The 21,146-nt window shown below is 65.9% G+C and carries 23 protein-coding genes, 1 tRNA gene and 1 pseudogene; 13 read left to right on the top strand and 12 right to left on the bottom strand.

The window, feature by feature from the left end:
* The 6 genes and pseudogenes from pknA to A5791_RS10660 form a co-directional block, all read right to left on the bottom strand.
* A pseudogene (gene pknA, locus A5791_RS10685) lies at nucleotides 1-337 on the bottom strand (serine/threonine protein kinase PknA); the annotation flags it as partial.
* On the bottom strand, nucleotides 334-1,809 hold the full coding sequence (pbpA, locus tag A5791_RS10680) for a D,D-transpeptidase PbpA (protein WP_067235240.1): 1,476 nt from the start codon (nucleotides 1,807-1,809) through the stop codon (nucleotides 334-336). The gene pbpA and the pseudogene pknA, both read right to left, overlap by 4 nt.
* A complete protein-coding gene (locus A5791_RS10675; protein ID WP_067235236.1) occupies nucleotides 1,806-3,221 on the bottom strand; it encodes an FtsW/RodA/SpoVE family cell cycle protein in 1,416 nt (471 codons plus the stop codon). The genes pbpA and A5791_RS10675 overlap by 4 nt, the downstream gene beginning before the upstream one ends.
* Nucleotides 3,218-4,705: a PP2C family serine/threonine-protein phosphatase gene (locus A5791_RS10670; RefSeq protein WP_067235229.1), complete on the bottom strand. Its 1,488-nt coding sequence runs from the start codon at nucleotides 4,703-4,705 to the stop codon at nucleotides 3,218-3,220. The genes A5791_RS10675 and A5791_RS10670 overlap by 4 nt, the downstream gene beginning before the upstream one ends.
* Complete coding sequence (locus tag A5791_RS10665) at nucleotides 4,702-5,169, bottom strand: FHA domain-containing protein (RefSeq protein WP_067235225.1); 468 nt, start codon at nucleotides 5,167-5,169, stop codon at nucleotides 4,702-4,704. Before A5791_RS10665 ends, A5791_RS10670 begins: the two co-directional genes overlap by 4 nt.
* Nucleotides 5,170-5,293: 124 nt before the next feature.
* Nucleotides 5,294-7,039: a DUF3662 and FHA domain-containing protein gene (locus A5791_RS10660; protein WP_067235223.1), complete on the bottom strand. Its 1,746-nt coding sequence runs from the start codon at nucleotides 7,037-7,039 to the stop codon at nucleotides 5,294-5,296.
* A 239-nt stretch (nucleotides 7,040-7,278) separates the two neighbouring features.
* Between A5791_RS10660 and A5791_RS10655 the strand changes: the two genes are divergently transcribed.
* The 4 genes from A5791_RS10655 (at nucleotide 7,279) to A5791_RS10640 (ending at nucleotide 9,573) form a co-directional block, all read left to right on the top strand.
* Nucleotides 7,279-7,361 (top strand) — tRNA-Leu (locus tag A5791_RS10655).
* 230 nt (nucleotides 7,362-7,591) lie between these two features.
* Nucleotides 7,592-7,792 carry a hypothetical protein gene (locus A5791_RS10650; protein ID WP_067235220.1) on the top strand — a complete coding sequence of 67 codons (201 nt, stop codon included), beginning with the start codon at nucleotides 7,592-7,594 and terminating at the stop codon, nucleotides 7,790-7,792.
* Nucleotides 7,789-8,175 carry a type II toxin-antitoxin system death-on-curing family toxin gene (locus A5791_RS10645; RefSeq protein WP_067235218.1) on the top strand — a complete coding sequence of 129 codons (387 nt, stop codon included), beginning with the start codon at nucleotides 7,789-7,791 and terminating at the stop codon, nucleotides 8,173-8,175. Before A5791_RS10650 ends, A5791_RS10645 begins: the two co-directional genes overlap by 4 nt.
* Nucleotides 8,176-8,265: 90 nt before the next feature.
* Entirely contained in the window at nucleotides 8,266-9,573 is a 1,308-nt protein-coding gene (locus A5791_RS10640; RefSeq protein ID WP_067235216.1) for an ammonium transporter, read from the top strand.
* Nucleotides 9,574-9,596: 23 nt separating this feature from the next.
* Here A5791_RS10640 and A5791_RS10635 read toward each other — a convergent pair whose 3' ends face one another.
* From A5791_RS10635 to A5791_RS10620, 4 genes are read right to left on the bottom strand one after another with little or no spacing between them, the layout of a single operon-like run.
* Nucleotides 9,597-9,932, bottom strand: coding sequence for a GNAT family N-acetyltransferase (locus A5791_RS10635; protein WP_067235213.1), 336 nt, complete (start codon nucleotides 9,930-9,932; stop codon nucleotides 9,597-9,599).
* A complete protein-coding gene (locus tag A5791_RS10630) occupies nucleotides 9,929-10,906 on the bottom strand; it encodes a pirin family protein (RefSeq protein WP_067235209.1) in 978 nt (325 codons plus the stop codon). The genes A5791_RS10635 and A5791_RS10630 overlap by 4 nt, the downstream gene beginning before the upstream one ends.
* A gap of 28 nt (nucleotides 10,907-10,934) precedes the next feature.
* Nucleotides 10,935-12,317 (bottom strand): acyl-CoA dehydrogenase family protein, encoded by a 1,383-nt coding sequence (locus A5791_RS10625; protein ID WP_067235206.1) that lies wholly within the window; start codon nucleotides 12,315-12,317, stop codon nucleotides 10,935-10,937.
* Between the two features lie 56 nt (nucleotides 12,318-12,373).
* Nucleotides 12,374-12,790, bottom strand: a complete 417-nt coding sequence (locus A5791_RS10620) for a WhiB family transcriptional regulator (RefSeq protein ID WP_067235202.1) — start codon at nucleotides 12,788-12,790, stop codon at nucleotides 12,374-12,376.
* A gap of 143 nt (nucleotides 12,791-12,933) precedes the next feature.
* On the opposite strand from A5791_RS10620, the gene A5791_RS10615 reads away from it, so the two are divergent.
* From A5791_RS10615 to A5791_RS10605, 3 genes are read left to right on the top strand one after another with little or no spacing between them, the layout of a single operon-like run.
* Nucleotides 12,934-13,698 carry a helix-turn-helix domain-containing protein gene (locus tag A5791_RS10615; RefSeq protein WP_067235199.1) on the top strand — a complete coding sequence of 255 codons (765 nt, stop codon included), beginning with the start codon at nucleotides 12,934-12,936 and terminating at the stop codon, nucleotides 13,696-13,698.
* Entirely contained in the window at nucleotides 13,685-14,512 is an 828-nt protein-coding gene (locus tag A5791_RS10610) for a C40 family peptidase (protein WP_156661126.1), read from the top strand. The genes A5791_RS10615 and A5791_RS10610 overlap by 14 nt, the downstream gene beginning before the upstream one ends.
* 12 nt (nucleotides 14,513-14,524) lie before the next feature.
* Entirely contained in the window at nucleotides 14,525-14,881 is a 357-nt protein-coding gene (locus A5791_RS10605; RefSeq protein ID WP_067235192.1) for a DUF4226 domain-containing protein, read from the top strand.
* A 58-nt stretch (nucleotides 14,882-14,939) separates the two neighbouring features.
* Here A5791_RS10605 and A5791_RS10600 read toward each other — a convergent pair whose 3' ends face one another.
* Nucleotides 14,940-15,149: a hypothetical protein gene (locus A5791_RS10600; protein WP_067235189.1), complete on the bottom strand. Its 210-nt coding sequence runs from the start codon at nucleotides 15,147-15,149 to the stop codon at nucleotides 14,940-14,942.
* A 360-nt stretch (nucleotides 15,150-15,509) separates the two neighbouring features.
* Here A5791_RS10600 and A5791_RS10595 point away from each other — a divergent pair, with 360 nt between their 5' ends.
* Genes A5791_RS10595 through A5791_RS10585 form a run of 3 tightly spaced genes read left to right on the top strand, consistent with a single transcriptional unit; the run spans nucleotide 15,510 to nucleotide 17,623 of the window.
* A complete protein-coding gene (locus A5791_RS10595) occupies nucleotides 15,510-16,958 on the top strand; it encodes a DUF4226 domain-containing protein (RefSeq protein ID WP_067235184.1) in 1,449 nt (482 codons plus the stop codon).
* Nucleotides 16,959-17,003: 45 nt separating this feature from the next.
* Nucleotides 17,004-17,321, top strand: a complete 318-nt coding sequence (locus A5791_RS10590; RefSeq protein WP_067235181.1) for an ESX-1 secretion-associated protein — start codon at nucleotides 17,004-17,006, stop codon at nucleotides 17,319-17,321.
* On the top strand, nucleotides 17,318-17,623 hold the full coding sequence (locus A5791_RS10585; RefSeq protein ID WP_067235178.1) for a DUF2694 family protein: 306 nt from the start codon (nucleotides 17,318-17,320) through the stop codon (nucleotides 17,621-17,623). The genes A5791_RS10590 and A5791_RS10585 overlap by 4 nt, the downstream gene beginning before the upstream one ends.
* Before the next feature lie 3 nt (nucleotides 17,624-17,626).
* On the opposite strand, the gene A5791_RS26745 is transcribed toward A5791_RS10585, so the two are convergent.
* Nucleotides 17,627-17,770, bottom strand: a complete 144-nt coding sequence (locus tag A5791_RS26745) for a hypothetical protein (protein WP_197504653.1) — start codon at nucleotides 17,768-17,770, stop codon at nucleotides 17,627-17,629.
* An 86-nt stretch (nucleotides 17,771-17,856) separates the two neighbouring features.
* Here A5791_RS26745 and A5791_RS10580 point away from each other — a divergent pair, with 86 nt between their 5' ends.
* From A5791_RS10580 to eccB, 3 genes are all read left to right on the top strand, one after another.
* Nucleotides 17,857-19,158 carry a DUF5631 domain-containing protein gene (locus tag A5791_RS10580; protein WP_369828048.1) on the top strand — a complete coding sequence of 434 codons (1,302 nt, stop codon included), beginning with the start codon at nucleotides 17,857-17,859 and terminating at the stop codon, nucleotides 19,156-19,158.
* Nucleotides 19,159-19,217: 59 nt separating this feature from the next.
* A complete protein-coding gene (locus tag A5791_RS10575; RefSeq protein ID WP_156661124.1) occupies nucleotides 19,218-19,550 on the top strand; it encodes a DUF2710 family protein in 333 nt (110 codons plus the stop codon).
* 87 nt (nucleotides 19,551-19,637) lie between these two features.
* Nucleotides 19,638-21,146 carry a type VII secretion protein EccB gene (eccB, locus tag A5791_RS10570; protein WP_067235174.1) on the top strand — a complete coding sequence of 503 codons (1,509 nt, stop codon included), beginning with the start codon at nucleotides 19,638-19,640 and terminating at the stop codon, nucleotides 21,144-21,146.

Genomic DNA, 21,146 nt, shown 5'->3' with positions numbered 1-21,146 from the left:
GCCGGCCGGTTCGCTTGAGCACCGAGTTCAGCGGTTCGCCGTTGACCAGCTCCATGACCAGGTAGGCGGTACGGCCCTCGCCGTTCATCTGGCTCTCGCCGTAGTCGTGGACCTGGGCGATCCCCGGATGGTTGAGCATCGCCGTGGTCCGCGCCTCAGCGCGGAACCGTTCGATGAACTCGGGATCCTGGGAGAACTCCGCTTTGAGCACTTTGACCGCGACGCGTCGGCCCAGCCGGCTGTCGACCGCCTCCCAGACTTGCCCCATGCCGCCGGTGGCGATGAGGCGCTGCAGGCGGTACCTGCCGGACAGGGTCACGCCAACTCGTGGACTCATGGTCCCCCCTGCAGTGCGGCCGCGATCACGGCCCGCCCGATGGGCGCCGCAAGCGCACCGCCGGTCGCGGACAGGCGATCGCCGCCGTCCTCCACCAGCACCGCCACCGCAACCTTCGCCTGCTGCGCGGGCCCGAAGGCGATGTACCACGCATGCGGTGGAGTATGACGGGGATCGGCGCCGTGCTCTGCGGTACCGGTCTTCGAAGCGATCTGCACGCCGGGAATGGCCCCCTTCTGTTGTGCGGCCTTCTCGGCGCCGACCATCAGCTCTGTCAGCTTAGCGGCGACCTGCGGCGACACCGCTTGGCGCTGCCGGTATGGGGCGGTCGTACTGATATTGGCCAGGTCCGGCCCCTTGAGGCTATCGACCAGGTATGGCTGCATCATCACCCCGGCATTTGCGATGGCCGCGGCGATTTCCGCGTTTTCCAGCGGCGTCAGTGCGACGTCCTTCTGCCCGATGCTCGACATCGCCAGTGCCGCGCGGTCAGTGACCGGCCCAGTCGTCGACTGGACGACTTGCAGCGGGATCACACTCGGAATGCTGTCCATGCCGAACGAACGCGCCATGCTGCGCAGCGCATCGGCGCCGACGCTGAGACCTAGATCGACGAACGCGGTGTTGCAGGACAGGGCGAATGCCTGGCTCAACGAGACGGTCTCGCCGCTGCCGCACGGGGTGCCGCCGTAGTTCTCCAGCCAGGCCTTGCTGTCGGGCAGCTGGATCTTGGCCGCCGCCGTCAACTGCTGGTCCTCTTTGACGCCGGCCTGCAGCGCAGCCGCGGTCGTGATCACCTTGAACGTGGAACCCGGCGGATACGTCTCGGAGATGGCGCGGTTGCTCATCGGCGAGTCCGGATTGTCCCGAAGCTGCTGCCAGGCCCGCGACTGCTCGCCGGGATCGTGCGAGGCCAGCTGGTTGGGGTCATAGGACGGCGACGACACCAGCGCCAGAATCTTTCCGGTCGCCGGTTCCAGGGCGACGACCGCTCCCTTGCACGGACCGCCGCAGCCCTGCTGCATGGCATCCCAGGCGGCCTGCTGCACCCGCGGGTTGAGCGTGGTTTCGACGTTGCCGCCGCGCGGGTCGCGGCCGGTGAAGAAGTCGGCGAGCCGACGGCCGAACAGCCGCTGGTCGGAGCCGTTCAACAGCGCGTCCTCGGCCCTTTCCAGGCCGGAGCTCGAGTAGCGCAGTGAGTAGAAGCCGGTGACCGGTGCGTACACCTCCGGGTTGGGGTATTTCCGTAAAAACCGGTAGCGGTTGTCGGTGGCCGCCGAAAACGCCAGCAGCTGACCGCCCGCGGTGATCTGGCCGCGCTGCCGCGAGTACTCGTCAAGCAGGACGCGCTGATTGCGGGGGTCGGCACGCAGCCCGTCGGCGGTGAACACCTGCGTATACGTTGCGTTGAGCAACAACAGGACGATCAACGCCATCACGGTCACCGAGATCCGGCGGAGAGAGGTGTTCATACCTTCTGGATCACCTCGGTGGTGGCCTTGGCGATCGGTGCTGTCGTCTTGCTGCGTGGGCGGGTGCGCAAGGGACGCCGGGCGCCGTGCGATATGCGGGCCAGGATGGCCAGCAGCACGTAGTTGGCCAACAACGACGACCCGCCGTATGACAGCCAGGGCGTCGTCAGCCCGGTCAGCGGAATGAGCTGGGTGACCCCACCGACCACGATGAACAGCTGAATGGCCAGCGTCGACGCCAGGCCGGCGGCCAGCAGCTTGCCGAAGCTGTCGCGGGTGGCGATCGCCGTACGCATGCCCCGGACGATGACGATGGTGTACAGCATCAACAGACTGGCCAATCCGACCAGGCCAAGCTCTTCGCCGAATGCGGCGATGATGAAATCGGTCGAGGCGGCCGGCACGGTGTCGGGCTGACCGTTACCCAGCCCGGTCCCGAAAATGCCGCCGGTAGCAAAGCTGAACAGTGACTGCACGATCTGATAGCCGCTGCCGTCGGGATCGGAGAAGGGATCCAACCACATCTGCACGCGAACCCGGACGTGGTTGAAAATGTAATACGCCGCAACGCTTCCCATGGCGAATAGCGCCAGCCCGATGACGACCCAGCTGAAGCGTTGGGTGGCCAGATACACCACCACCAGAAAAGACGCGTAGAGCAACAGCGAAGTGCCGAGGTCCTTTTCGAAGACCATCACGCCGATCGAGATCACCCACGCCGCCAGCAGCGGGGCGAGGTCGCGTGGGCGCGGCACGGTCATCCCCATCACGTGCTTGCCGGCACTGGTGAACAACCCGCGCTTGGCCACCAGCACCGCCGAGAAGAAGATCAGCAGCAGAATTTTGGAGAATTCGGCGGGCTGAATCGAGAAGCCTGGGAACTGAATCCAGATCTTCGCGCCGTTCTGTTCCGACAGCGACGCAGGCAGCAGCGCGGGGATCGCCAACAGCACCAGACCGGTGAGTCCGTACAGGTAGCCGTACCGCGCGAGCTGCCGGTGGTCCTTCAGGACGGTGACCACCAGCGCGAAGGCGCCCACGCCGACCACAGTCCACAGCATTTGCTGAGTGGCCCCGGGATGACGGTGAGCGTGGGACGATTTGTCGGCCAGGTCCAGCCGGTGGATCATCACCAGGCCGAGCCCGTTGAGCAGCGCGACCGTCGGCAGCAGAAGCGGGTCGGTGTAGGGGGCCGACCGTCGGATGGCCAGATGCGCACACCCGAAGACCGTCAGAAAGGCCAGCCCGTAGCCGGCCAGGTCCCACCGCAGGCCGCGCTCCTGATTGGCCTCCACGATGAGCAGCGCGGCGACGGTGATCACCGCGGCGAAGCACAGCAGTAGCAGTTCGGCGTTGCGCCGAGTCGGCAACGGAGGCGTTACCGCCACCGGCGGCTGGACTTGCGTCGTCATCCGGATTCCCGGCAGTCGACGCCCGGCTTAGAAGGCGGCGGTCCCGGGGTTGTGCTCACCGGTGACGGGGCAGTGCTGGGCTGGGTCGTCGTCGTGGCTGCGCCGGAGGGACGGGTGCTGGTCGAACTGGGCGGCGGGCCGGCGGTCGAGGTGGCGGGCGTCGTCGTTTCCGAACCACTGGGCTGCGGTTCCGAGGGCTCAGGTGATAGTCCGTGCCGTTGGCAGAGTGGCAGCAGGTTGGCCGCCAGCAACTCCTTCAACTGCCTTTCGGTGTCGCCCAGATTGCCGCCCGGAAGCTTTTTGTTCTGCACCTGCTCTTGGCCGGGACGGCGCAGATCTTTGAGGGCCACCACTTGGCAGTCGGAGCGGCTCTTGGAGCCGTACGGGATGAAGGACGGCTGGTTGCTGCCGTTCGCGCACACTACGGAGTACGGGTCGTTCGAGGAAATGCCCAAGAACCCGCCCTGAATACCGCGCATGATCGTCACATTGCCGTTGTGTTCGGCGACGTAGTAGTTCTGCTGGATGAACATCCACCCGACGAACAGACCGGCGACCAGCACCAGGGTGAGCAGCGCGACGATGATCGGCAGTCGCCACCTCGTCCACCGCGACCGACGCGGTGGTTCGGCTGGCGGGGTTACGCGTTTGGCGGTCTCTTTACGCGGGCCGATGGCCGAAGCGCGGCCGGCGGCCGTGTTGGGCAGCGTCGCGTGCTCGTCTTCGCCGGATACGGCTCCGGCGAGAATCGGCTGAGTCTGGCCGTATTCGTCGTCGACGACGTCGGCGACCACCACGGTCACGTTGTCCGGGCCACCGCCGCGAAGCGCCAATTCGATGAGGCGATAAGCACTTTCGGCGACGTCCGGGATCTGCAGCGCTTCAAGGATGGTCTCGTCGCTCACCGGGTCGGACAGCCCGTCCGAGCACAGCAGGTAACGGTCACCGGCGCGCGCTTCTCGCATGGTGAGAGTGGGCTCGACCTCGTGACCGGTCAGGGCGCGCATGATCAGCGAGCGTTGCGGGTGGCTGTGCGCTTCCTCGGCGGTGATCCGGCCCTCGTCCACCAGGGTTTGGACGAAGGTGTCGTCCTTGGTGATCTGGGTCAGCTCGCCGTCGCGCAAGAGATAGCCGCGGGAGTCGCCGATGTGCACCAGCCCGAGCCGGTTGCCGGCGAACAGGATTGCGGTGAGCGTGGTGCCCATGCCCTCGAGATCGGGTTCCATCTCGACCTGCGCGGCAATGGCCGAGTTGCCGGCGCGTACCGCCGCATCAAGCTTGCCCAGCAGGTCCCCGCCGGGCTCGTCGTCGTCGAGGTGCGCCAGTGCGGCGATCACCAATTGGGAGGCCACTTCACCGGCCGCGTGGCCGCCCATGCCGTCGGCCAGGGCCAGGAGGCGTGCGCCGGCGTAGACGGAGTCTTCGTTGTTGGCGCGTACCAGGCCGCGATCACTGCGGGCGGCGTATCGCAGGACCAGTGTCACGGGCGCAACTCGATTGCTGTCTTGCCGATCCGAACCGGCGTTCCGATTGGGACTCGTACCGCAGTCGTCACCTTCGCCCTGTCGAGGTAGGTGCCGTTCGTCGATCCTAGATCCTCGACATACCATTCCGAACCGCGTTGAGAAAGCCGGGCGTGCCGCGTGGAGGCGTAGTCGTCGGTCAGCACCAAGGTGGAGTCGTCAGCGCGCCCGATCAACACCGGCTGCCCGCTCAGCGTGATGCGCGCGCCGGCCAGCGCCCCCTCGGTGACCACCAGATAGCGCGCTGCATGTCGGTGCTGGCGCGACGGCAGCAGCGTGCTGCGCAAGGTCAGGCCGCGGCGCACCATGACAGCGCCGGTAGGTGCGTAGATGTCGGTCTTCAAGATCCGCAGTACGGACCAGATGAACACCCATAGCAACATCAAAAATCCGGCGCGCGTCAGCTGCAGTACTAATCCCTGCATCTGGCGTCCTTTCCGTCCTGGCGCCGTATCCCCCGCATCCGTGGCACCGAGCACTTCGGCAACGTCACGATACTTGGACAGTGGTCGACGCGGGGGCGAAGCCCGGCGGCTGTGCCCCGGCGAGTCAGTGAATGCGGACGATGATCTCGGAGTGGCCCAAACGGATCACATCGCCATCGGCCAACTGCCACTCCTGTACCGGTGCGTTGTTGACGGTGGTGCCATTGGTGGAGTTGAGGTCGGACAGCAGTGCGACCTGCCCGTCCCACCGGATTTCCAGATGCCTGCGCGACACGCCTGTGTCGGGTAGCCGGAACTGAGCGTCCTGTCCGCGACCCACGATGTTGGAACCCTCGCGCAGCTGGTACGTCCGCCCGCTGCCGTCATCCAGCTGCAGGGTGACCGACGCGGCCGGAGCCCCGTAGCCGCCTTGACCGTAGCCGCCGCCGTACCCTCCGGCCGGCTGGCCGTAGTCCGCGGCCCCGGCCGACTGACCGTAGTCGTAGTCACTGCGGGCGGGCTCGCCGTAGTCGCCGCCGGGAGGGGCGTACCCCGCACCGGGAGGGGCGTCGGCGTAGCGAGTGAAAGCGTCCTGTTGGCCGTAGTCTTGCTGCCCGTAATCCTGCTGGCCGTAATCCTGCTGGCCGTAGTCCTGCTGGCCGTACTCCTGATGGCCGTAGTCCTGCTGGCCATAGCTTTGTTGCCCGTAGTCTTGCTGCCCGTAGTCCTGTTGCCCGTAGTCCTGTTGGCCGTAGTCCTGTTGGCCGTAGCCGCCGCCCTGCTGGTAACCCTGGTCGTATCCGAAACCGTGGTCGGGGTACCCGGGCCGCTGTTCGGCCGGCGCTGAGGCCCCCGAGCCGTAGCCGCCCTCGTCCTGATGGCGCCCGTAGTCGCCGTAGCCGGGCTGGCCGCCGCCTTGCGGCGGGGCGTAGCCGCCTGCGTCCTGACGGTAGCCCTGTTCATAGCCCTGTCCGCCCTGTCCGCCGCCATAGCCGGTAGGAGGCTGTTGCTCATACGACGGCGGCGCGGGTTGGTAGCCGCCCTGGTCTTGATAGCCACCCTGACCGCCCTGGCCGCCATAGCCGCCTTGGTCCGGGTAGCCGCCCTGGCTGGGGTAGCCGCCTTGGCCGCCGTAGCCACCCTGCTGCCCGTAGCCGCCCTGCTGGCCGTAGCCGCCTTGGTCCGGGTAGCCGCCTTGGCCGGGATAGCCACCCTGCTCGTGGCGGGGCGGCGGATACCCCTGCTGGGGCGGATAGCCACCTTGTTCCGGCGGATATCCGCCGCGCGGCTCGTGTGCACCCTGGGGATCCGGGCCGTCTTGCGGACGGCCGTAGCGGTCGTCGTAATACTCGTCGCCGGGTCGCCCCTGCGCCTGACCCCCGCGGTAGCTCGAATTGTCGGTCATTGGTGGTACTCCTGGTTCTGCGCCAAACGCTTGATCTGATTGTGGTCGGGCGGAATCGGTGACCGTCGGGCGGGGCTCGACGTCGGGGTTGACAGCACCGCGGGCGCGGAACTGGCCGGTATGCAGGTTCGCCGACGGCTCGAACCGGACGACCACATCACCATACGTTTGCCACCCCTGTTCATGGATATAGTCCGCCAAGTACCTAGCGAAAGCGCGCGTCGTGAGATCCGGATCGCCGCTCACCTTCTCAAAGTCGTGCACACTGAGGGTAATGATGTATTCGTTGGGCGCCAACGGGCGATTTCCCTGGAGCGGGCGGACGCCGTCGGCTGCTTCACGGCGCAACAGGGCTTCGACCTCTTGCGGGACGATCGATCCACCGAACATCCGGGCAAACGCGTCTCCTACGGTTGCTTCAAGTTTGCGCTCGATGCGCTGAGCGAGCCCTCTTTGGCTACCCATCTTTCAGCGCCCGCACCCATATACCCGGGCATATCGCAACCGCAAGGCAAACGACTCGCCTGCGTGCTGGATCACCCATGCATGGTATCGGGACAGTGCGACCGTTCGGCACCGTGAGAATCCTGAGAATCGCGTAGCGGGTATTCACAATCCCTTTAAGAAGCACCGACCCAGCTCACCAGCCCGTGAGCGGCTGGGCGCGCGATACCACTAGAGTGATATGGTCCTGCGGTTGTTTCGGGCGAGTGGCGGAATGGCAGACGCGCTGGCTTCAGGTGCCAGTGTCCTTCGGGACGTGGGGGTTCAAGTCCCCCTTCGCCCACCGGTAAAAGCGCAGGTTAGCGCTTGTTTTGCGCATCTGACAAGGTCTGCAATGGCTTGCATCAGCACGTCGTGTCAACGAGGTCTCGCTAGTGGTTGTGAGCGCACTCTTGCAGACGCTTTCCTCGCACAGCCAAATGCCGCGGGTCCTTCCGGCCGAGGTTCACCACTATATGACCTTCCGATACAAACGGTGGTATCTGCAGGTATCACGCGATACCGTTGCTTCTCATGGCGATGACACTGCGACTGAGCGAAAGCCAGGCTGCGCGGCTGCGCGATGCTGCTGCTCGGGAGGGTCTGTCGATGCAGGCCGTTGCCCTCAAGGCCGTCGATCAATACCTCGACAACCGCGAGGCACGCCGCGCCGCCCTGCTGGCCCAGATCGTTGACGAGGATGCCGGGCTGCTCGAGCGCCTTGCGGATGCATGAGCAGCGAGTACCTCGATCTCGATGACCTGCTGGCCGCGGCTGCGGCCTATCTTGGACGCCCACCACAGGTCCGCGATTACGGCCTGCTCGAATCCGCACTTGCCCGGCCGCCGACCTCGGTGTTCGGACAGGATGCCTATCAAACGATCCACGAGAAGGCCGCCGCGCTACTCGAGTCGTTGGTCAAAAACCGCGCCCTCGTCGATGGCAACAAGCGGCTGGGCTGGGTCGCCATGCGGCTGTTCTACGGCTACAACGGCTACACCATCGCTGCGTCCGAGGACGAGAAGTTCGAGTTGGTGATCGCGGTGGCGACCGGGGAGCTGGACACGGTCGCCAAGATCGCCCACCGATTGGTCGACATGGCCCGGCGGTCCACTTAATTCACGGCGTACCGGCGCCCAGCCGGTCTGCCGCTCGTCTGCAAAATTGCGCCGATATTCTCATCGACGATTATCGAGAGAGGCGCAACGTTGAACATTGATCCCGCCGCTACCGCGTGGTTGCTGGCCAGTACCGCGCTGGTGCTGCTGATGACGCCCGGGTTGGCCATCTTCTACGGGGGCATGGTGCGCACCAGCGGCGTGCTCAACATGATCATGATGAGCTTCATCTCCATACCGCTGGTCACGGTGGCGTGGCTGCTGGTCGGATACAGCCTGGCGTTCTCCGACGGCGGCGCCGGCGGATTTCTCGGCGGACTTGCGCACGCCGGGATGCGGGGCATCGGCCCGGAGACCTTGCACGGCCAGGTACCGGAGCTGCTGTATGCCACCTTTCAGTTGACGTTCGCGATCATCACCGTGGCCCTGGTCAGCGGCGCGATCGCCGACCGCGCCAGGTTCGCGGCCTGGATGGTCTTCGTGCCCATCTGGGCGGTGGTGGTGTATTCCGTTGTGGCGCACTGGGTCTGGGCGCCCACCGGCTGGCTGTCCAAGATGGGGGTGCTCGACTACGCGGGGGGACTGGTCGTCGAGATCGTCTCGGGTTCCTCCGCGCTCGCCTTGGCGCTGGTGCTCGGTCCGCGTATCGGCTTCAAGGTGGAGGCCATGCGACCGCACAACCTGCCGTTCGTCCTGCTCGGTGTCGGACTGCTGTGGTTCGGCTGGTTCGGGTTCAACGCCGGTTCGGCGCTGGCCGCCAGCGGGCTGGCCTCCGCGATCTTCCTCAACACCTTGGTTGCCGGCTGCCTGGGCATGCTGGGATGGCTTGCGGTGGAACGGATCCGGGACGGCAAGCCGACGACGTTCGGCGCGGCCTCAGGAGTGGTCGCCGGGCTGGTGGCGATCACGCCGTCGTGCGGCACGGTGAACACGTTGGGCGCCGCCGTCGTCGGACTGATGGCCGGAATCGTGTGCTCATTCGCGGTCGCGGTGAAGTTCAGACTCAACTACGACGACTCACTTGACGTGGTGGGCGTGCACTTCGTCGGCGGAGTCGTCGGCGTGCTGTTGATCGGACTGCTCGCTACCGCCGTGATGACCCACGGCGCGAACGGCCTGTTCTATGGCGGCGGCCTTGGCCAACTCGGCAAGCAGGCACTGGCGATGGTGGTGGTCGGTGTCTACGCCTTCGTGGTGAGCTACCTACTGGCCATGGTGATCGAGCGCTTCATGGGTTTCCGGGTCAGCACCGAAGACGAGGTCAGCGGAGTCGACCTGACCCAGCACGCCGAAACCGCCTATGCCGAAGGCGTTTACGGGCACCAGCAGGTACGCCGGCCGCTGTTCGGGGGTGGGGACGCGTCGCGTCCGCGCACGAGTGAAGACGAAGAGGGCTGAGCCACGCGGAAACCGCGATGCGACTACGGCAAGGTCTGCGCCCACTGCTGGATGTCGACCGTGACGGGATCGGTGATGTCGTCGTATTCGGGATGCTTCTTCAACACCGTGACGACCATGGAGCACAGCGGGACGATGCGCTTGCCCGCCTCGCGCGTCGCTTTCAGCGCATGCTCGACAAGAATTGTCGCCAATCCTCGTCCTCCGTATGCGGGATCGGTCTCGGTGTGGTGGAAGACGCGCTGATTGCCCCGATCGGCAAATTCGGCCAGCCCGACGGTTTTGCCCTCCACGGCAATGGTGTAGCGCCCGTCCTCGGTGCTCACCGTGGTTTCGGCGCCCGTCTTGTCCGCAGTCATTCGGATTCCCTCCTGTTCGGTATCGGTCTTGGCCGCAGCCGGGTGGTCGGCATCGGCGGGGCGGGCAGCCTGGCGACCGCGCCCTGGTACCCGGAGACGGCGCCGAAGCGTTCGTCGGCGTCCTCCCACAGTTGGCGATAGCTGACGATGTCGTCATGGCTGCGACCCACGAAGTTCCACCACATCACCAGCTCTTCGGTGAACGGTGTGCCGCCGAGCAACAGCACCCGCGCGGGCTGCTCCCCGGCGTTGCGCAGCGGCAGGACAGAGTTGCCCGGCCCTTGGTACCCGAGCTCGGCGACCGCCAGAGCAGTTCCGCCCATCTCTACCTCACCCACGTCGCACAGCACGCCGTGTTCAAATGCGGGGTCGATGTCGATGTCCAACCGAGCGCGCGGGGCGAGGTCGATCTGGGCGCCCAGCAGCGGTGTAAACGTCGGCACCGGCGAACGGCTGCCCGCCAGCTCCCCGAGGAATACCCGCGCGGCCGCATTCGGCAACGAAATGGGCGCGGGCACATAGTGAGCGAAGTCCCGTCCGGTGTCGCGAGCGGCCTCCGGTAGCGCCACCCACAGCTGCGCGCCGTGCAGCACCGTGCCGGAATCCGATCGCGCCGAGACTTCGGAGTGGCAGATGCCCGCTCCCGCCGTCATCAGGTTCAGCTCGCCGGGCCGCACCATCGCATGGACGCCGCCGCTGTCGCGATGCTCCACTTCCCCACTGAACAACCAACTGACCGTTTGCAGCCCGGTGTGGGGATGAGGCGGAACGTCCATCCTCGCCGAGACGGGACCGTAGTGGTCGACGAAGCACCAGGCACCGACCAGCGAGCGCTGACGCTGCGGCAGCGTGCGTTGCACCGGGATCGCACGCGGGCCGCCCAGTGGAACCTCACGTGGCTGCAGCACCTCGATACCCGCGGCGCGGGACGCGGAGCAAGCCACTTCGACCGGCGCCGCCTCGAGGTTGCTCACCAGCCCGACGCTACCTCTTTTCGGGTCGTTACCTCCCCGGCGGCCGCAGTACCTTCATCGCCAAGCGCATGACGGGCTCGGGAACCCGATCTTGCATCGACAGCGCGGCATCGGCAGCGCGTGATCGCAACGGGGTGCCACGACCGAACATCCGGTTCAGAGGTCCGCCGGAGGGCTCGAGCACCACATGCAGCGGCGGCGTATCCACCGATGCTCCCAGCGCGTTGGAGATAACCATGCGCTGAATCTCGCTGGTGCCTTCAAAGATGGTGTACAGCTTGGCATCCCGATACCACTTCTCCACCGGGTGGTCGGTGATGTAACCCCAGCCGCCCATGGTCTGGATGGCGCGTTCGGTGGCCTTGACGGCGACCTCGCTGGCAGCGAGCTTGGACATCGAGCCCTCCCCTCGCTCGAACGGCACTCCGTTGGCCGCCATCCAAGAGGCGCGCCACGTCAGCAACCGGGCGGCATCGATCTGGGTGGCCAGCTCCGCCAGGGGAAACGCAATGCCCTGGTTGTCGATGATCGGACCGCCGAACGCCTCCCGTTCGGTGGCATAGGCCGTCGCGTATTCCAGTGCGGCGCGGGCGATCCCGATCGCCTGGGCGGCGACCATCGGACGTGTCTGCTCGAAGGTGCCCAGCGTCGCCGAGCCGGAGCGCTGGCCGCCGGCCACCACTTCGCGGGCCTTCGCAAGTTTGGCGTCGAGCTTCTCCTGTCCGCCAAGCAAATTCGCTCCCGGAACCCGAACGCCGTCGAACCGCAACTCGGCAGTGTGCGACGCGCGGCAGCCCAGCTTGTCCAGTTTGCGCACCAGTTCCAGTCCGGGCGTGCCGCCGGGCACCACGAACAGCGCCTGACCGCGGTGGCCGAGTTCCTGATCGACGACCGCGTTGACGACGTGCACGTTGGCGATCCCGCCGTTGCCGATCCACATCTTGTGCCCGTCGATGATCCAGTCGTCGCCGTCGCGGCGGGCTGTGGTGCGCAGATTGCGCACGTCGCTGCCGCCTTCGGGTTCCGAGATGGCCAGCGCCGCGAGCTTGAGATCGCCTGGCGTTCCGAAGCATTCGGGTGCCCATTCCAGCATCTGCTCAGGTGATGCGGCCTGACCGATCGCCGACAACGCCAACGCCGGCATGACAATGGCCAGACCGATGCCGGCGCAACCCCAAAACAGCTCCTCCATGAACATTGGCAACGAAATGCCGGTCGGGTCACCGATCAGATCGCGGTAGAACAGCGGGCTGTAAAACCCGCGCTGGGCAGCTTCCTCCAGCACGGGCCACGGGAACTCCTGCCGCTGGTCATACTCGAGGGCGACCGGGCGTATGCAATCTTCGGAGAACTCGTGGGTGCGCCGGGCGAGGTCGTGCTGCGCTGCCGTCGGCGTCAGGTCGAACGTCATGCATGCGCGGCTACCCCGTCGGATCGGTCAGCAAACTGGCGCGGCGTACCACTTCGTCAGGCCGCGGGCCGCGGGCCCACTCGTACCGCCGGCAGGTGCACCACCACCGCGGCCGCCGGAACGGCATCGCGTTCGCGGCGGGCGAGCAGCGCCGCGTTTTCGGGCAGCTCTCTGGCGTTGATCTCGCCGGCGGCGATGCGCCGCAAAACGTCGTGGGCGCGGGCCAGCTGCTCACGTTTGCGGTATTGACCGCCGGGAAGTTTCACCCCGGCCCAGACGCCGTACTCTTCGCGATGCTTGATCGCACGCTGGGCGCACAGCCGCTGCTGGGCCAGCGGGCAGCGGCGTAGGCATTGGATCCGCGCCTCGGTGGCTGAGCGCTCGTATGCGCGAGCCTTCGCCGCGCCGTCTCCACAGTCGTCATCTGGGTAGCCGAACCATAGTTCCGGGTTGACCGCGCACGGATGTCCCATGTTGATCTCCTTGTCAGAAGCGAAACGTAGGCGAAAGCGTATACACGGACCGGGAGGGATTGCAAGAGAAACGTGACAGAAACGTATATCTACATGGCGGACTGGTCGGTTGTGTAATATCCGGTCTGTGGCCGGAGCGTGCGATGGGCCGTGAATCGGCCGGCGCGGCGCTACGAGCGCTGCGCGAGTCACGCGACTTGTCGCTGGCGGACCTGGCGGCCGCGACCGGCGTCAGCATCATGGGCCTTAGCTATCTAGAGCGCGGCGCCCGCAAACCTCACAAAAGCACTGTTCAAAAGGTGGAAAACGGACTTGGTTTGCCTCCGGGCACCTACTCACGGCTGCTGGTGGCCGCCGATCCTGATGCTGAGTTGGCGCGGCTCATCGCCGCACAGCCACCCGAGCCGCTCGCCGCAAGGGGTCCTAACACGGTCGTCGTGGACCGCAAGAGCGACACAGAAGTGCTCGAAGGTTACGCCGAAGCCCAGCTCGATGCCATCAGATCGGTGATCGCTCGACTGCCGGCGTCAACATCAAACGAATATGAGACGTATATTCTCTCTGTGATCGCGCAGTGTGTGAAGGCCGAACTACTGGCGGCCAGCTCCTGGCGGGTGGCGGTGAATGCCGGTGCCGACTCGACCGGCCGGCTGATGGAACACCTGCAGCAGCTCGAGTCGACGCGCAGCGCGCTCTTGGAGCGGATGCCCACCAGTTTGAGCGCGCGGTTCGATCGCGCGTGCGCGCGGTCGGCGTTGCCGGAGACCATCATCGCCGCACTGCTGGGCGTCGGCGGTGACGAAGTGTGGGACATCCGAAACCGGGGAGCCATCCCGCCCGGTGCACTCCCCCGCGTCCGGGCGTTCACCGATGCCATCGAGGCTGGGGGAACCAGTGGTTCAGAGTGAGATCGACGAATTGAGCCGGGCCCACCAACTGTTCGCCGGCGGCACGCGACACATCGCGGTGGATGCCGGCACCGGACATTACGCGGACCTGCTGCAACGAGTCGCCGGAGTGAATGCCGGTGCGGCACAAGGGAATTATCGGCTGGCGGTGCACAGGAGCCGGGAGGCTGTGCTGTCGTCGGCACGGACGGATGGTGGCATCACCGCTGTGCTGGCCGGGGCTCACCGGGACCGGATGCGGGCACACGAGCTGACGAAGGTTGTCCTCGATGACGCCCGCGCCGATGCCGCCACCGTCGCTGCCACCCCGATGGCCCAGCGTGAGGCGATACGGCGTCGGGTGGCGCGGCTGCGGGCTCAGCGCGGGCACGTGCTGGCGGCACGCTGGCGAGCGCGGCGGCATGCGGCGGCGTTGCGGGCGCTGCGGTACCGGCTGTCGCACTATCGCGGCGCCGGGTTGCGGCTGCCGTCGGCGAGCGGTCGGGCCGCAGTCGCGGTACGCGCCGCGCTGTCGCGGCTGGGCCGCCCGTATGTCTGGGGCGCGACCGGGCCCAACCAATTCGACTGCTCGGGTTTGGTCCAATGGGCCTACGCCCAAGCGGGAATCCGCTTGGACCGCACCACGTATCAACAGATCAACGACGGAATTCCGGTGCCGCGCGCGCAAGTACGGCCTGGCGATCTCGTCTTTCCGCACGCCGGACACGTGCAGATGGCGATCGGCCACAATCTGGTCGTCGAAGCGCCTTACTCGGGTGCATCGGTGCGGATCAGCCGGTTGGGCAATTACGTGCAGATTCGTCGGCCGGTTTGAGGAGGTTGAAGCATGGCGGAGCAGGCTGAACCTTCGATAGCCGCGATACAGGCAAAACAGGCGGGCCTGGCGAGCCGGCACAATGCCATCACCGACGCCGACCGGTTTCTGACGGAGGCAATTGGCAGCGCTCATGCCGAGATGCGCGAGAGCGTCCGTCGACTCGATGCGATCGCAGCGGAAATCGAGCGCGCCGTGTCAGACCAGTCCGCCGTCGACACCCCATTGGGCGCCCGCGAGTTTCAACGGTTCCTGGTCGCGAAAGAACGGGAGATCGCAGCGGTCGTGGCGCACGCCCGCGAACTCGCTCAGGCGAAAAGCGCTGTGCTGCAAGAACTGCGAGATCAATATGCAGCCGGGGCGTCTTAACGGGCCCTAGCCGCCCGCATTTCCTTGGCGTAATCGACGTCAGTGACCAATCACGCGTTTATGCACGCGGACAGAAGTTTCCGAGGATGAACCGGCAGTTGTCTTTGTTGATGAGACCCGGGGGCGGCGGCGGAGGCGGTGGCGGCGGAACTTCTCCCTCAAAGATGTTCTGCGCAACATTGCCCTGCCCGAAGTACACGTACCAGTAGGTGTGGCAGACGTTGTTGTCCCAAATCACCGGGTTCACCCGAAGATTGCCGGTCTGCACCGGAGGATCTCCTGGGCACCAGTGACACGGCCCTGCCGGGTGGTCTTCCGGGCAGCCGGGCCAGGCGCCCAGGGGTACCGGACCAGATCTGGCGTCGGCTGTGCCCCCGGTCAACCCAAAGCCCAACAGCACCACACCGGTTGACAGCAGGGCTCTTTCGAGAATTGGTTTTATGGTGCGGATGGTGTGCATCGTGGTTCCTCGCTGGCGTCGGCCGTAGGTTACTGCCGACCACTTGCGAAATTCTTGCGCCAACTGCGGAAGGTGAATTGTCGCAGTCCAGCCGCCTGCGTACTGTGACGCCGCATGGAGGGCTCGCGACGGCACCCACAACCGGCGACAACGCGCTTGGTCTGACCGATGTCGACATGGGGAGATCTAGTCGCAGCGCTGGCACGTGTCCGGGCGGCCACCGGCGACCCGGAAGCATGGAAGACCGGCTTGACGACGGACGAGGTGAAGGCTGTCGTCATCCCCTTCACCAGTCCGGAGCAACTCGAAGCGATTTTGGGCAAGGTCCGCCGCCAGCATCCAGAGCTGTTCAATGTCGGGACGGGTGCGCCAGCGGCCGGACCGCCGGCGGATCGACCCGACAGCGACGCCGCCGAAGCCATAGCGCGGGCCGAAGCCGCTCTGGCACATCAGAATTCGGCCAGTTCCCAACTCGATCTGCAAGTGGTTTCGGCGATCCTGAATGCCCACCTCAAAACCGTCGACGGCCGGGCGGCGCTGACCAAGTTGCAGCAAGAGATCGAGGCAGCGCTTCGAGGACGATCGGATCTGGATACTCCCGCGGGTGCTCGCGACTTTCAGCGGTTCCTCATCGGCAAGCTGCGCGACATCCGGTCAGTGGTCGCTGATGCGAGCCTCGACGATACGTCGAAGTCCGCATTGATGGCTGCGTGGACATCGCTGTACAACGCATCCACGGCTGGATCCAGCGGTGCGGGCGAGGGGCGGCCGCCCACGACCGCACCCACGCCCACGGGTGGCCTCACCGACGAGGGCTCGGAACCGTACCTGGATGCGCTGCTGGCCGACGATCCCGGCTTGCCGGACGCGGATTCACCGCCGTCGGGTGTCGCGACGGCCCCACCAGCGCCGGGAATCCCGATGAGTTCCGCGATACCGGGCATTCCGAACCTTGGCGGAGCAGCGACGCCCGGCGGCGCAGTGCCGACCGCCATGCCGGGTTTGGGGCTGCCGGGCGGACTGCCGCTGGCCGGCGCGTCAAGGGGCAGCGGAATCGATCCGGAGCTACGAGAACTCGACGACGACAGGAACGCGCCGTCCAAACCGACAGACCGTGACGGTCCCGGCGACCTCCACGACAACCCACACGACAAAGACGGCGAACACAAGGACGCCTCATCGGCGGATCCCGAAGCGGCGGGTCCGACATCGGTGACGCTGCCCGACGGCGAAACGGTCACGGCTGCCAGTCCGCAGTTGGCAGCGGCCATCAAGGCCGCAGCCGCTGGCGTTCCGATTCCCGAGGCCTTTCGCCAGCAGGGCATTACGATTCCCCCGCCCGGCACGCCGGTTGCCCAGCCGATCGAGCCGTCGCAAGTCACACCGGGAGACGTCGGCATGTTCACCGATCGCCACGCGCTTGCGCTCGGCCACAGCAAGGCGATCATGGACGGTCAGATACAGCACATCTCCACGGTGAGCGGACCCAGCTTTCTAGGCTGGGAGCATCCGCCGGAGCCGGCTACTCAGGCACCGGGTACAGCGCCGGCGCAGACCGAACCACCGACACCGACCCGGCCGGCGGCTACGCCGGTGGGGTTGGCCAGGGCACAATAGTGAGCCCGCCGGTCCCACCCTCGGCGCACGACTAGGAGACAACCGATGGCAGATCAAGTCCATGTGATGCCCACGCATTTGCGTGAAGCAGCTGCGCATCACGAGCAGGTCTCCGACTATCTGCGGACCGTGCCGTCGTCGCATCCTGCGATCCAGGAGAGCCTGGACTCGCTGGGGCCGATCTTCGGCGAGCTTCGCGATGCGGGACGCGAACTGCTCGAGCTGAGGCGACAGTGCTATGAGCAGCAGGCCGATGACCATGCCGAGATGGCGCGCAACCTCAGGATCACCGCGACGGCGTGGGACCAGCACGAACACCAAGCGGCGCGCAACCTCGGCGGCGTCGCCGACGGCGGTCGATGACGGACGCCAACCCCGCCTTCGACACCGTTCACCCGAGCGGACACATCCTGGTCCGCTCGTGTCGCGGCGGATACATGCACAGCGTCGCGCTGAGCGCCGAGGCGATGGACACCGACGCGTCAACCCTGGCGCAGGGCATCCTGCTGACGGCGGACGTGTCGTGTCTCAAGGCATTGCTGGAAGTGCGGGATGAGATCGTGGCGGCCGGACACACCCCCTCTGCGGAGGTCCCGACCCCGCACGATCTCGATGAGGCGATCGAGAAACTACTGGCGCATCAGTTGCGCCGGCGCGGCAGCTGAAGTTCACACCAACCAGGTCTTGGCGGCGTCAGGATCGGGAACGATATCGGCGGGCGGCTCGATTGGGTTGGCGCCGAACAGCTCTCGGGCGCGGCCGAGTAGCGCGCGCACCTCGTCGAGTTGCTGCTGCAGCGCAGAATCAGCCATGTCCCCACGCTACCCACGCCGTGATGGCCGCACAATTCACCGTCTGCGCACGTCATGGAGGATGCCGGTACGCTTGCCCGGTGGCAATGTTCGGTCGGATGTCAGCGCGTCAGCGCCTCCGGAGAGCGGCGGAGGAATCCCTGACGATTCCGGCATTCAGCTCTCCCATCGATTGCACCGCGTGGGTGATAGGTGGGCTCTGGCCGGCTGAGCTGTCGACGATCACCCCCGAAAACGCCACGGTCGCAGACCATCTCAGGGACGACCTGCAGCGGATCGCCCGTAGCGCCAACGACCAGCTGAAGCTGATGAGACGAGCCGGAATGGCCGACCCGGTTCGGCAGGCGGAAGAGGCCAAGGTGATCGAGCAGGCGCGTGCCCGCGCTGTGCGACGAGTCGAGTCGGTAATTCGCCGTGTGCAGCCGATGACGGCTCGGCCGCCGGCCCGGCACGCCAGACCACCCGTCCGACGGGATTCTGCCCCGATTGATCTCGATAAGACGCAGGTCATACCCGCTGTGAGGGACTCGGAACCGCCCGGCGCGGCGGCGGCAGACACGGTCAGTCCTGATGTCGTGCGGGTTGACGGCCGGCACCTTGACGCAACGGCCGTCCAACCGCCCGTAGCACCGATCCCGGAACCTGTCTTCGAAACCCCGGCGGTGGCGCCGGAGTCGCAGCCGGAACCGCCACCGCAGACGCCAGTGCCCGCAGCTCCTGCCGAAACCAACTGGGGGCACCTCCCGCTTGCGGGGGACGAACGATTGCAGCGACTGCTCTCGTTCGTGGTCCGTCAAGAACCCAAGCTGAACTGGGCAGTCGGCGACTGTGCGGATGGCACGACGGTGCTGGTCACGGACCTCGCGCACGGCTGGATACCCGCACGCATCGACATTCCCGAAGGGGTGCGGCTACTGCCGCCTGAACGGCGCACTGGCAAAGCCTCATCCATGCTGGGCGACACATTGCGCCTGGTGACCTACGCACCGGGCGATTCGTTGGACTGGTCGGCCGAGTTCGCCGAGACGCCGACGTCGGTGCAGCCCCGCGAACTGCCTGACATCGATGACCTGGGATGGGACCTGAGCCAAGCTACCCACTGGCGCGATGGCGTGCCGCGGATGGTGCACACCTTGGCGAGGGCCGCTGCGGCGGGAACCGGCGTCGTCGACGACGAAGTCGACCTGCTGCGAGTGCATCTCGACACCGCGTATCAGCAACTGCTCAACCAAAGTCCGGATGTCGAACCCGCGCATTTGCAGAATTGTCTGCTGTTGGCCGCTACCGAGGGATTTGTCACCGGCGACCGAATAGCTGCCAACTATCATCTGTCCTGGTTCCAGAAACTCGACGCCCCACCGGCCAGCCGGTGGGAGACCACGTCGTGAGCCTCAAGGCGAGACCCGAACCTTGAATTGACGCTGGTGGGAGGGGTCGACATACTGTCATCGTGTCGGGGTCGGACAGTCGCAGCAGCGAGCTGAGTGACCTGATGGACAAAGATCTCGTCGAGTCGGTTCTGCGTGAGCTGAGCGAGGCGGCGGACAAGTGGGAAGCCCTTGTCGCGCAGGCCGAAACCGTCACATACAGCGTGGATCTGGGTGATATTCATGCCGTCGCGAATTCCGACGGCCGATTGCTCAAATTGACGTTGCATCCGGACGTGATGACCGGATACGCACATGGAGAACTGACCGACAGGTTGAACCTCGCGATCGCAGCGTTGCGCGAAGAGGCAGAAGCCGAGAACCAGGCCAGGTACGGCGGCCACTTGCGCTGACGCCGGTGCCAATGCAGCACGGAAGTGTGCTTGGGCTGCCGGACAAATAATCCTGCCGAAAGCTTATCTCCTGAAAGGAGAATCGTTGTGCCACTCAATCTGTCCAATCGGGACCAGAATTCGGGGCACCTGTTCTACAACCGGCGGTTGCGCGCTGCGATCACCAGGTTCTCCGTGCGCATGAAGCACGACGACCGCAAACAGCAAGCGGCGGTGGCACTCTCGATCGTGCTGGTGGTCATTGGCGTCGGCTGGATGGCTCTACTGCACATCATGAAGCCCGCAGGTCTGATCGGCGAATCGGCGATCATCGGTGACCGCGACACCGGCGCGGTGTACGCGAAGATCAATGGGCACCTCTACCCCGCGCTCAACCTGACCTCCGCACGGTTGGCGGTGGGCAATGCGGCCGCCCCGGCCTGGGTCAAGGCGGGCGAGATTGCCAAATACCCCACCGGCCCGACGATCGGCATTCCCGGTGTGCCGGATAGCCTGCCGATCACGTCGAACGCCCTATCGGCCTGGTCGGTGTGCGACACTGCGGCCAACCGCGGCGCCACCCAAACCGGCGGGACGGCTGCGGTGGTGACAGCGATCGCGGGCCAGCTCTCGCCGTTGGGGCGGGCCGCGGCGATGAGCCCCACGCAGGCGATCCTGGCCACCCATCGGGGCGCGACCTACGTCATCTGGCATGGCCAGCGATCCCGGGTCGACCCGACCGAGCGGGCGGTGACCTTCAATCTCGGTCTCGACCCCGGAGTGACCTATCCGATTGAGATCTCCAACGCCCTCTTCGACGCCTTGCCGTCAACCGAACCTGTTGTTTTACCCGCCATTCCGGATGCCGGCACACCGTCACAATGGTTAACCGGGACGTCGGTGGGCAGCGTCCTGGAGACCCGCGATGCGAACGGGGCCGTCAACGGCTTCTATGTGCTGCTGCCCGGCGGCGTGCAGAAAATCAGCAGCTTTGTCGCGGACATGTTGCGCGCCGGGGATTCGCATGGTTCTCCGACGCCGACGCTGGTCGCGCCGGACAAGCTGATACACATTCCGGTAGTCGATGTCCTCAACGTCGACTACTACCCGTCTGGAAAGCTGGATTTCATTGATACGTCGGCGAATCCGGTGACATGCGTGGGGTGGGAGAAACAAGCCGGCGACCCCCAGGCGCGGATCGCTGTCTTCAGCGGGCGCGGTCTGCCGGTACCGGGCAGCATGGATTCCCACTTGGTGCAGTTGGTTCGCGACGACCGCCATCCCGATTCCGTGGAGGCCAACCAGACGCTGGTGTTGCCGGGCGCGGCGAATTTCGTCGCGACGACGAGCGGTGCCGTCACGGCCGGCAGTCGGGAGAGCTTGTATTGGCTTTCGCCGCAAGGGGTTCGGTATGGCATCCAATCGGACCAACGGACGCTGCAGGCGCTGGGCATAGATCCACGCTTTGCTGTGCAAGCGCCGTGGCCCATCGTGCGCACGTTTGCGACGGGACCGGCCATCAGCCGTGATGCCGCGCTGGTGGCTCGCGACGCCCTCCCCGGAGGTGGGATGGTGGCACCCATTTCCGGGTCCAACGAGCAGAACATCGGGGGTTAG

The sequence above is a fragment of the Mycobacterium sp. 852002-51163_SCH5372311 genome, assembly GCF_001667115.1.
Classification (GTDB): Bacteria; Actinomycetota; Actinomycetes; order Mycobacteriales; family Mycobacteriaceae; genus Mycobacterium.
The sequence above is the reverse complement of the archived record's forward strand: the minus strand, read 5'-3'. Positions and strand labels throughout refer to the sequence as shown.

Coding starts and splice junctions, on each gene's coding strand:
- A5791_RS10615 (WP_067235199.1), top strand. CDS start 12,934: ATGGGCCGTGAATCGGCCGGCGCGGCGCTACGAGCGCTGCGCGAGTCA.
- A5791_RS10605 (WP_067235192.1), top strand. CDS start 14,525: ATGGCGGAGCAGGCTGAACCTTCGATAGCCGCGATACAGGCAAAACAG.
- A5791_RS10650 (WP_067235220.1), top strand. CDS start 7,592: ATGGCGATGACACTGCGACTGAGCGAAAGCCAGGCTGCGCGGCTGCGC.
- A5791_RS26745 (WP_197504653.1), bottom strand. CDS start 17,770: ATGGCTGATTCTGCGCTGCAGCAGCAACTCGACGAGGTGCGCGCGCTA.
- A5791_RS10660 (WP_067235223.1), bottom strand. CDS start 7,039: ATGGGTAGCCAAAGAGGGCTCGCTCAGCGCATCGAGCGCAAACTTGAA.
- A5791_RS10675 (WP_067235236.1), bottom strand. CDS start 3,221: ATGACGACGCAAGTCCAGCCGCCGGTGGCGGTAACGCCTCCGTTGCCG.
- pbpA (WP_067235240.1), bottom strand. CDS start 1,809: ATGAACACCTCTCTCCGCCGGATCTCGGTGACCGTGATGGCGTTGATC.
- A5791_RS10645 (WP_067235218.1), top strand. CDS start 7,789: ATGAGCAGCGAGTACCTCGATCTCGATGACCTGCTGGCCGCGGCTGCG.
- A5791_RS10620 (WP_067235202.1), bottom strand. CDS start 12,790: ATGGGACATCCGTGCGCGGTCAACCCGGAACTATGGTTCGGCTACCCA.
- A5791_RS10635 (WP_067235213.1), bottom strand. CDS start 9,932: ATGACTGCGGACAAGACGGGCGCCGAAACCACGGTGAGCACCGAGGAC.
- A5791_RS10625 (WP_067235206.1), bottom strand. CDS start 12,317: ATGACGTTCGACCTGACGCCGACGGCAGCGCAGCACGACCTCGCCCGG.
- A5791_RS10595 (WP_067235184.1), top strand. CDS start 15,510: ATGTCGACATGGGGAGATCTAGTCGCAGCGCTGGCACGTGTCCGGGCG.
- A5791_RS10590 (WP_067235181.1), top strand. CDS start 17,004: ATGGCAGATCAAGTCCATGTGATGCCCACGCATTTGCGTGAAGCAGCT.
- A5791_RS10580 (WP_369828048.1), top strand. CDS start 17,857: ATGTTCGGTCGGATGTCAGCGCGTCAGCGCCTCCGGAGAGCGGCGGAG.
- A5791_RS10585 (WP_067235178.1), top strand. CDS start 17,318: ATGACGGACGCCAACCCCGCCTTCGACACCGTTCACCCGAGCGGACAC.
- A5791_RS10665 (WP_067235225.1), bottom strand. CDS start 5,169: ATGCAGGGATTAGTACTGCAGCTGACGCGCGCCGGATTTTTGATGTTG.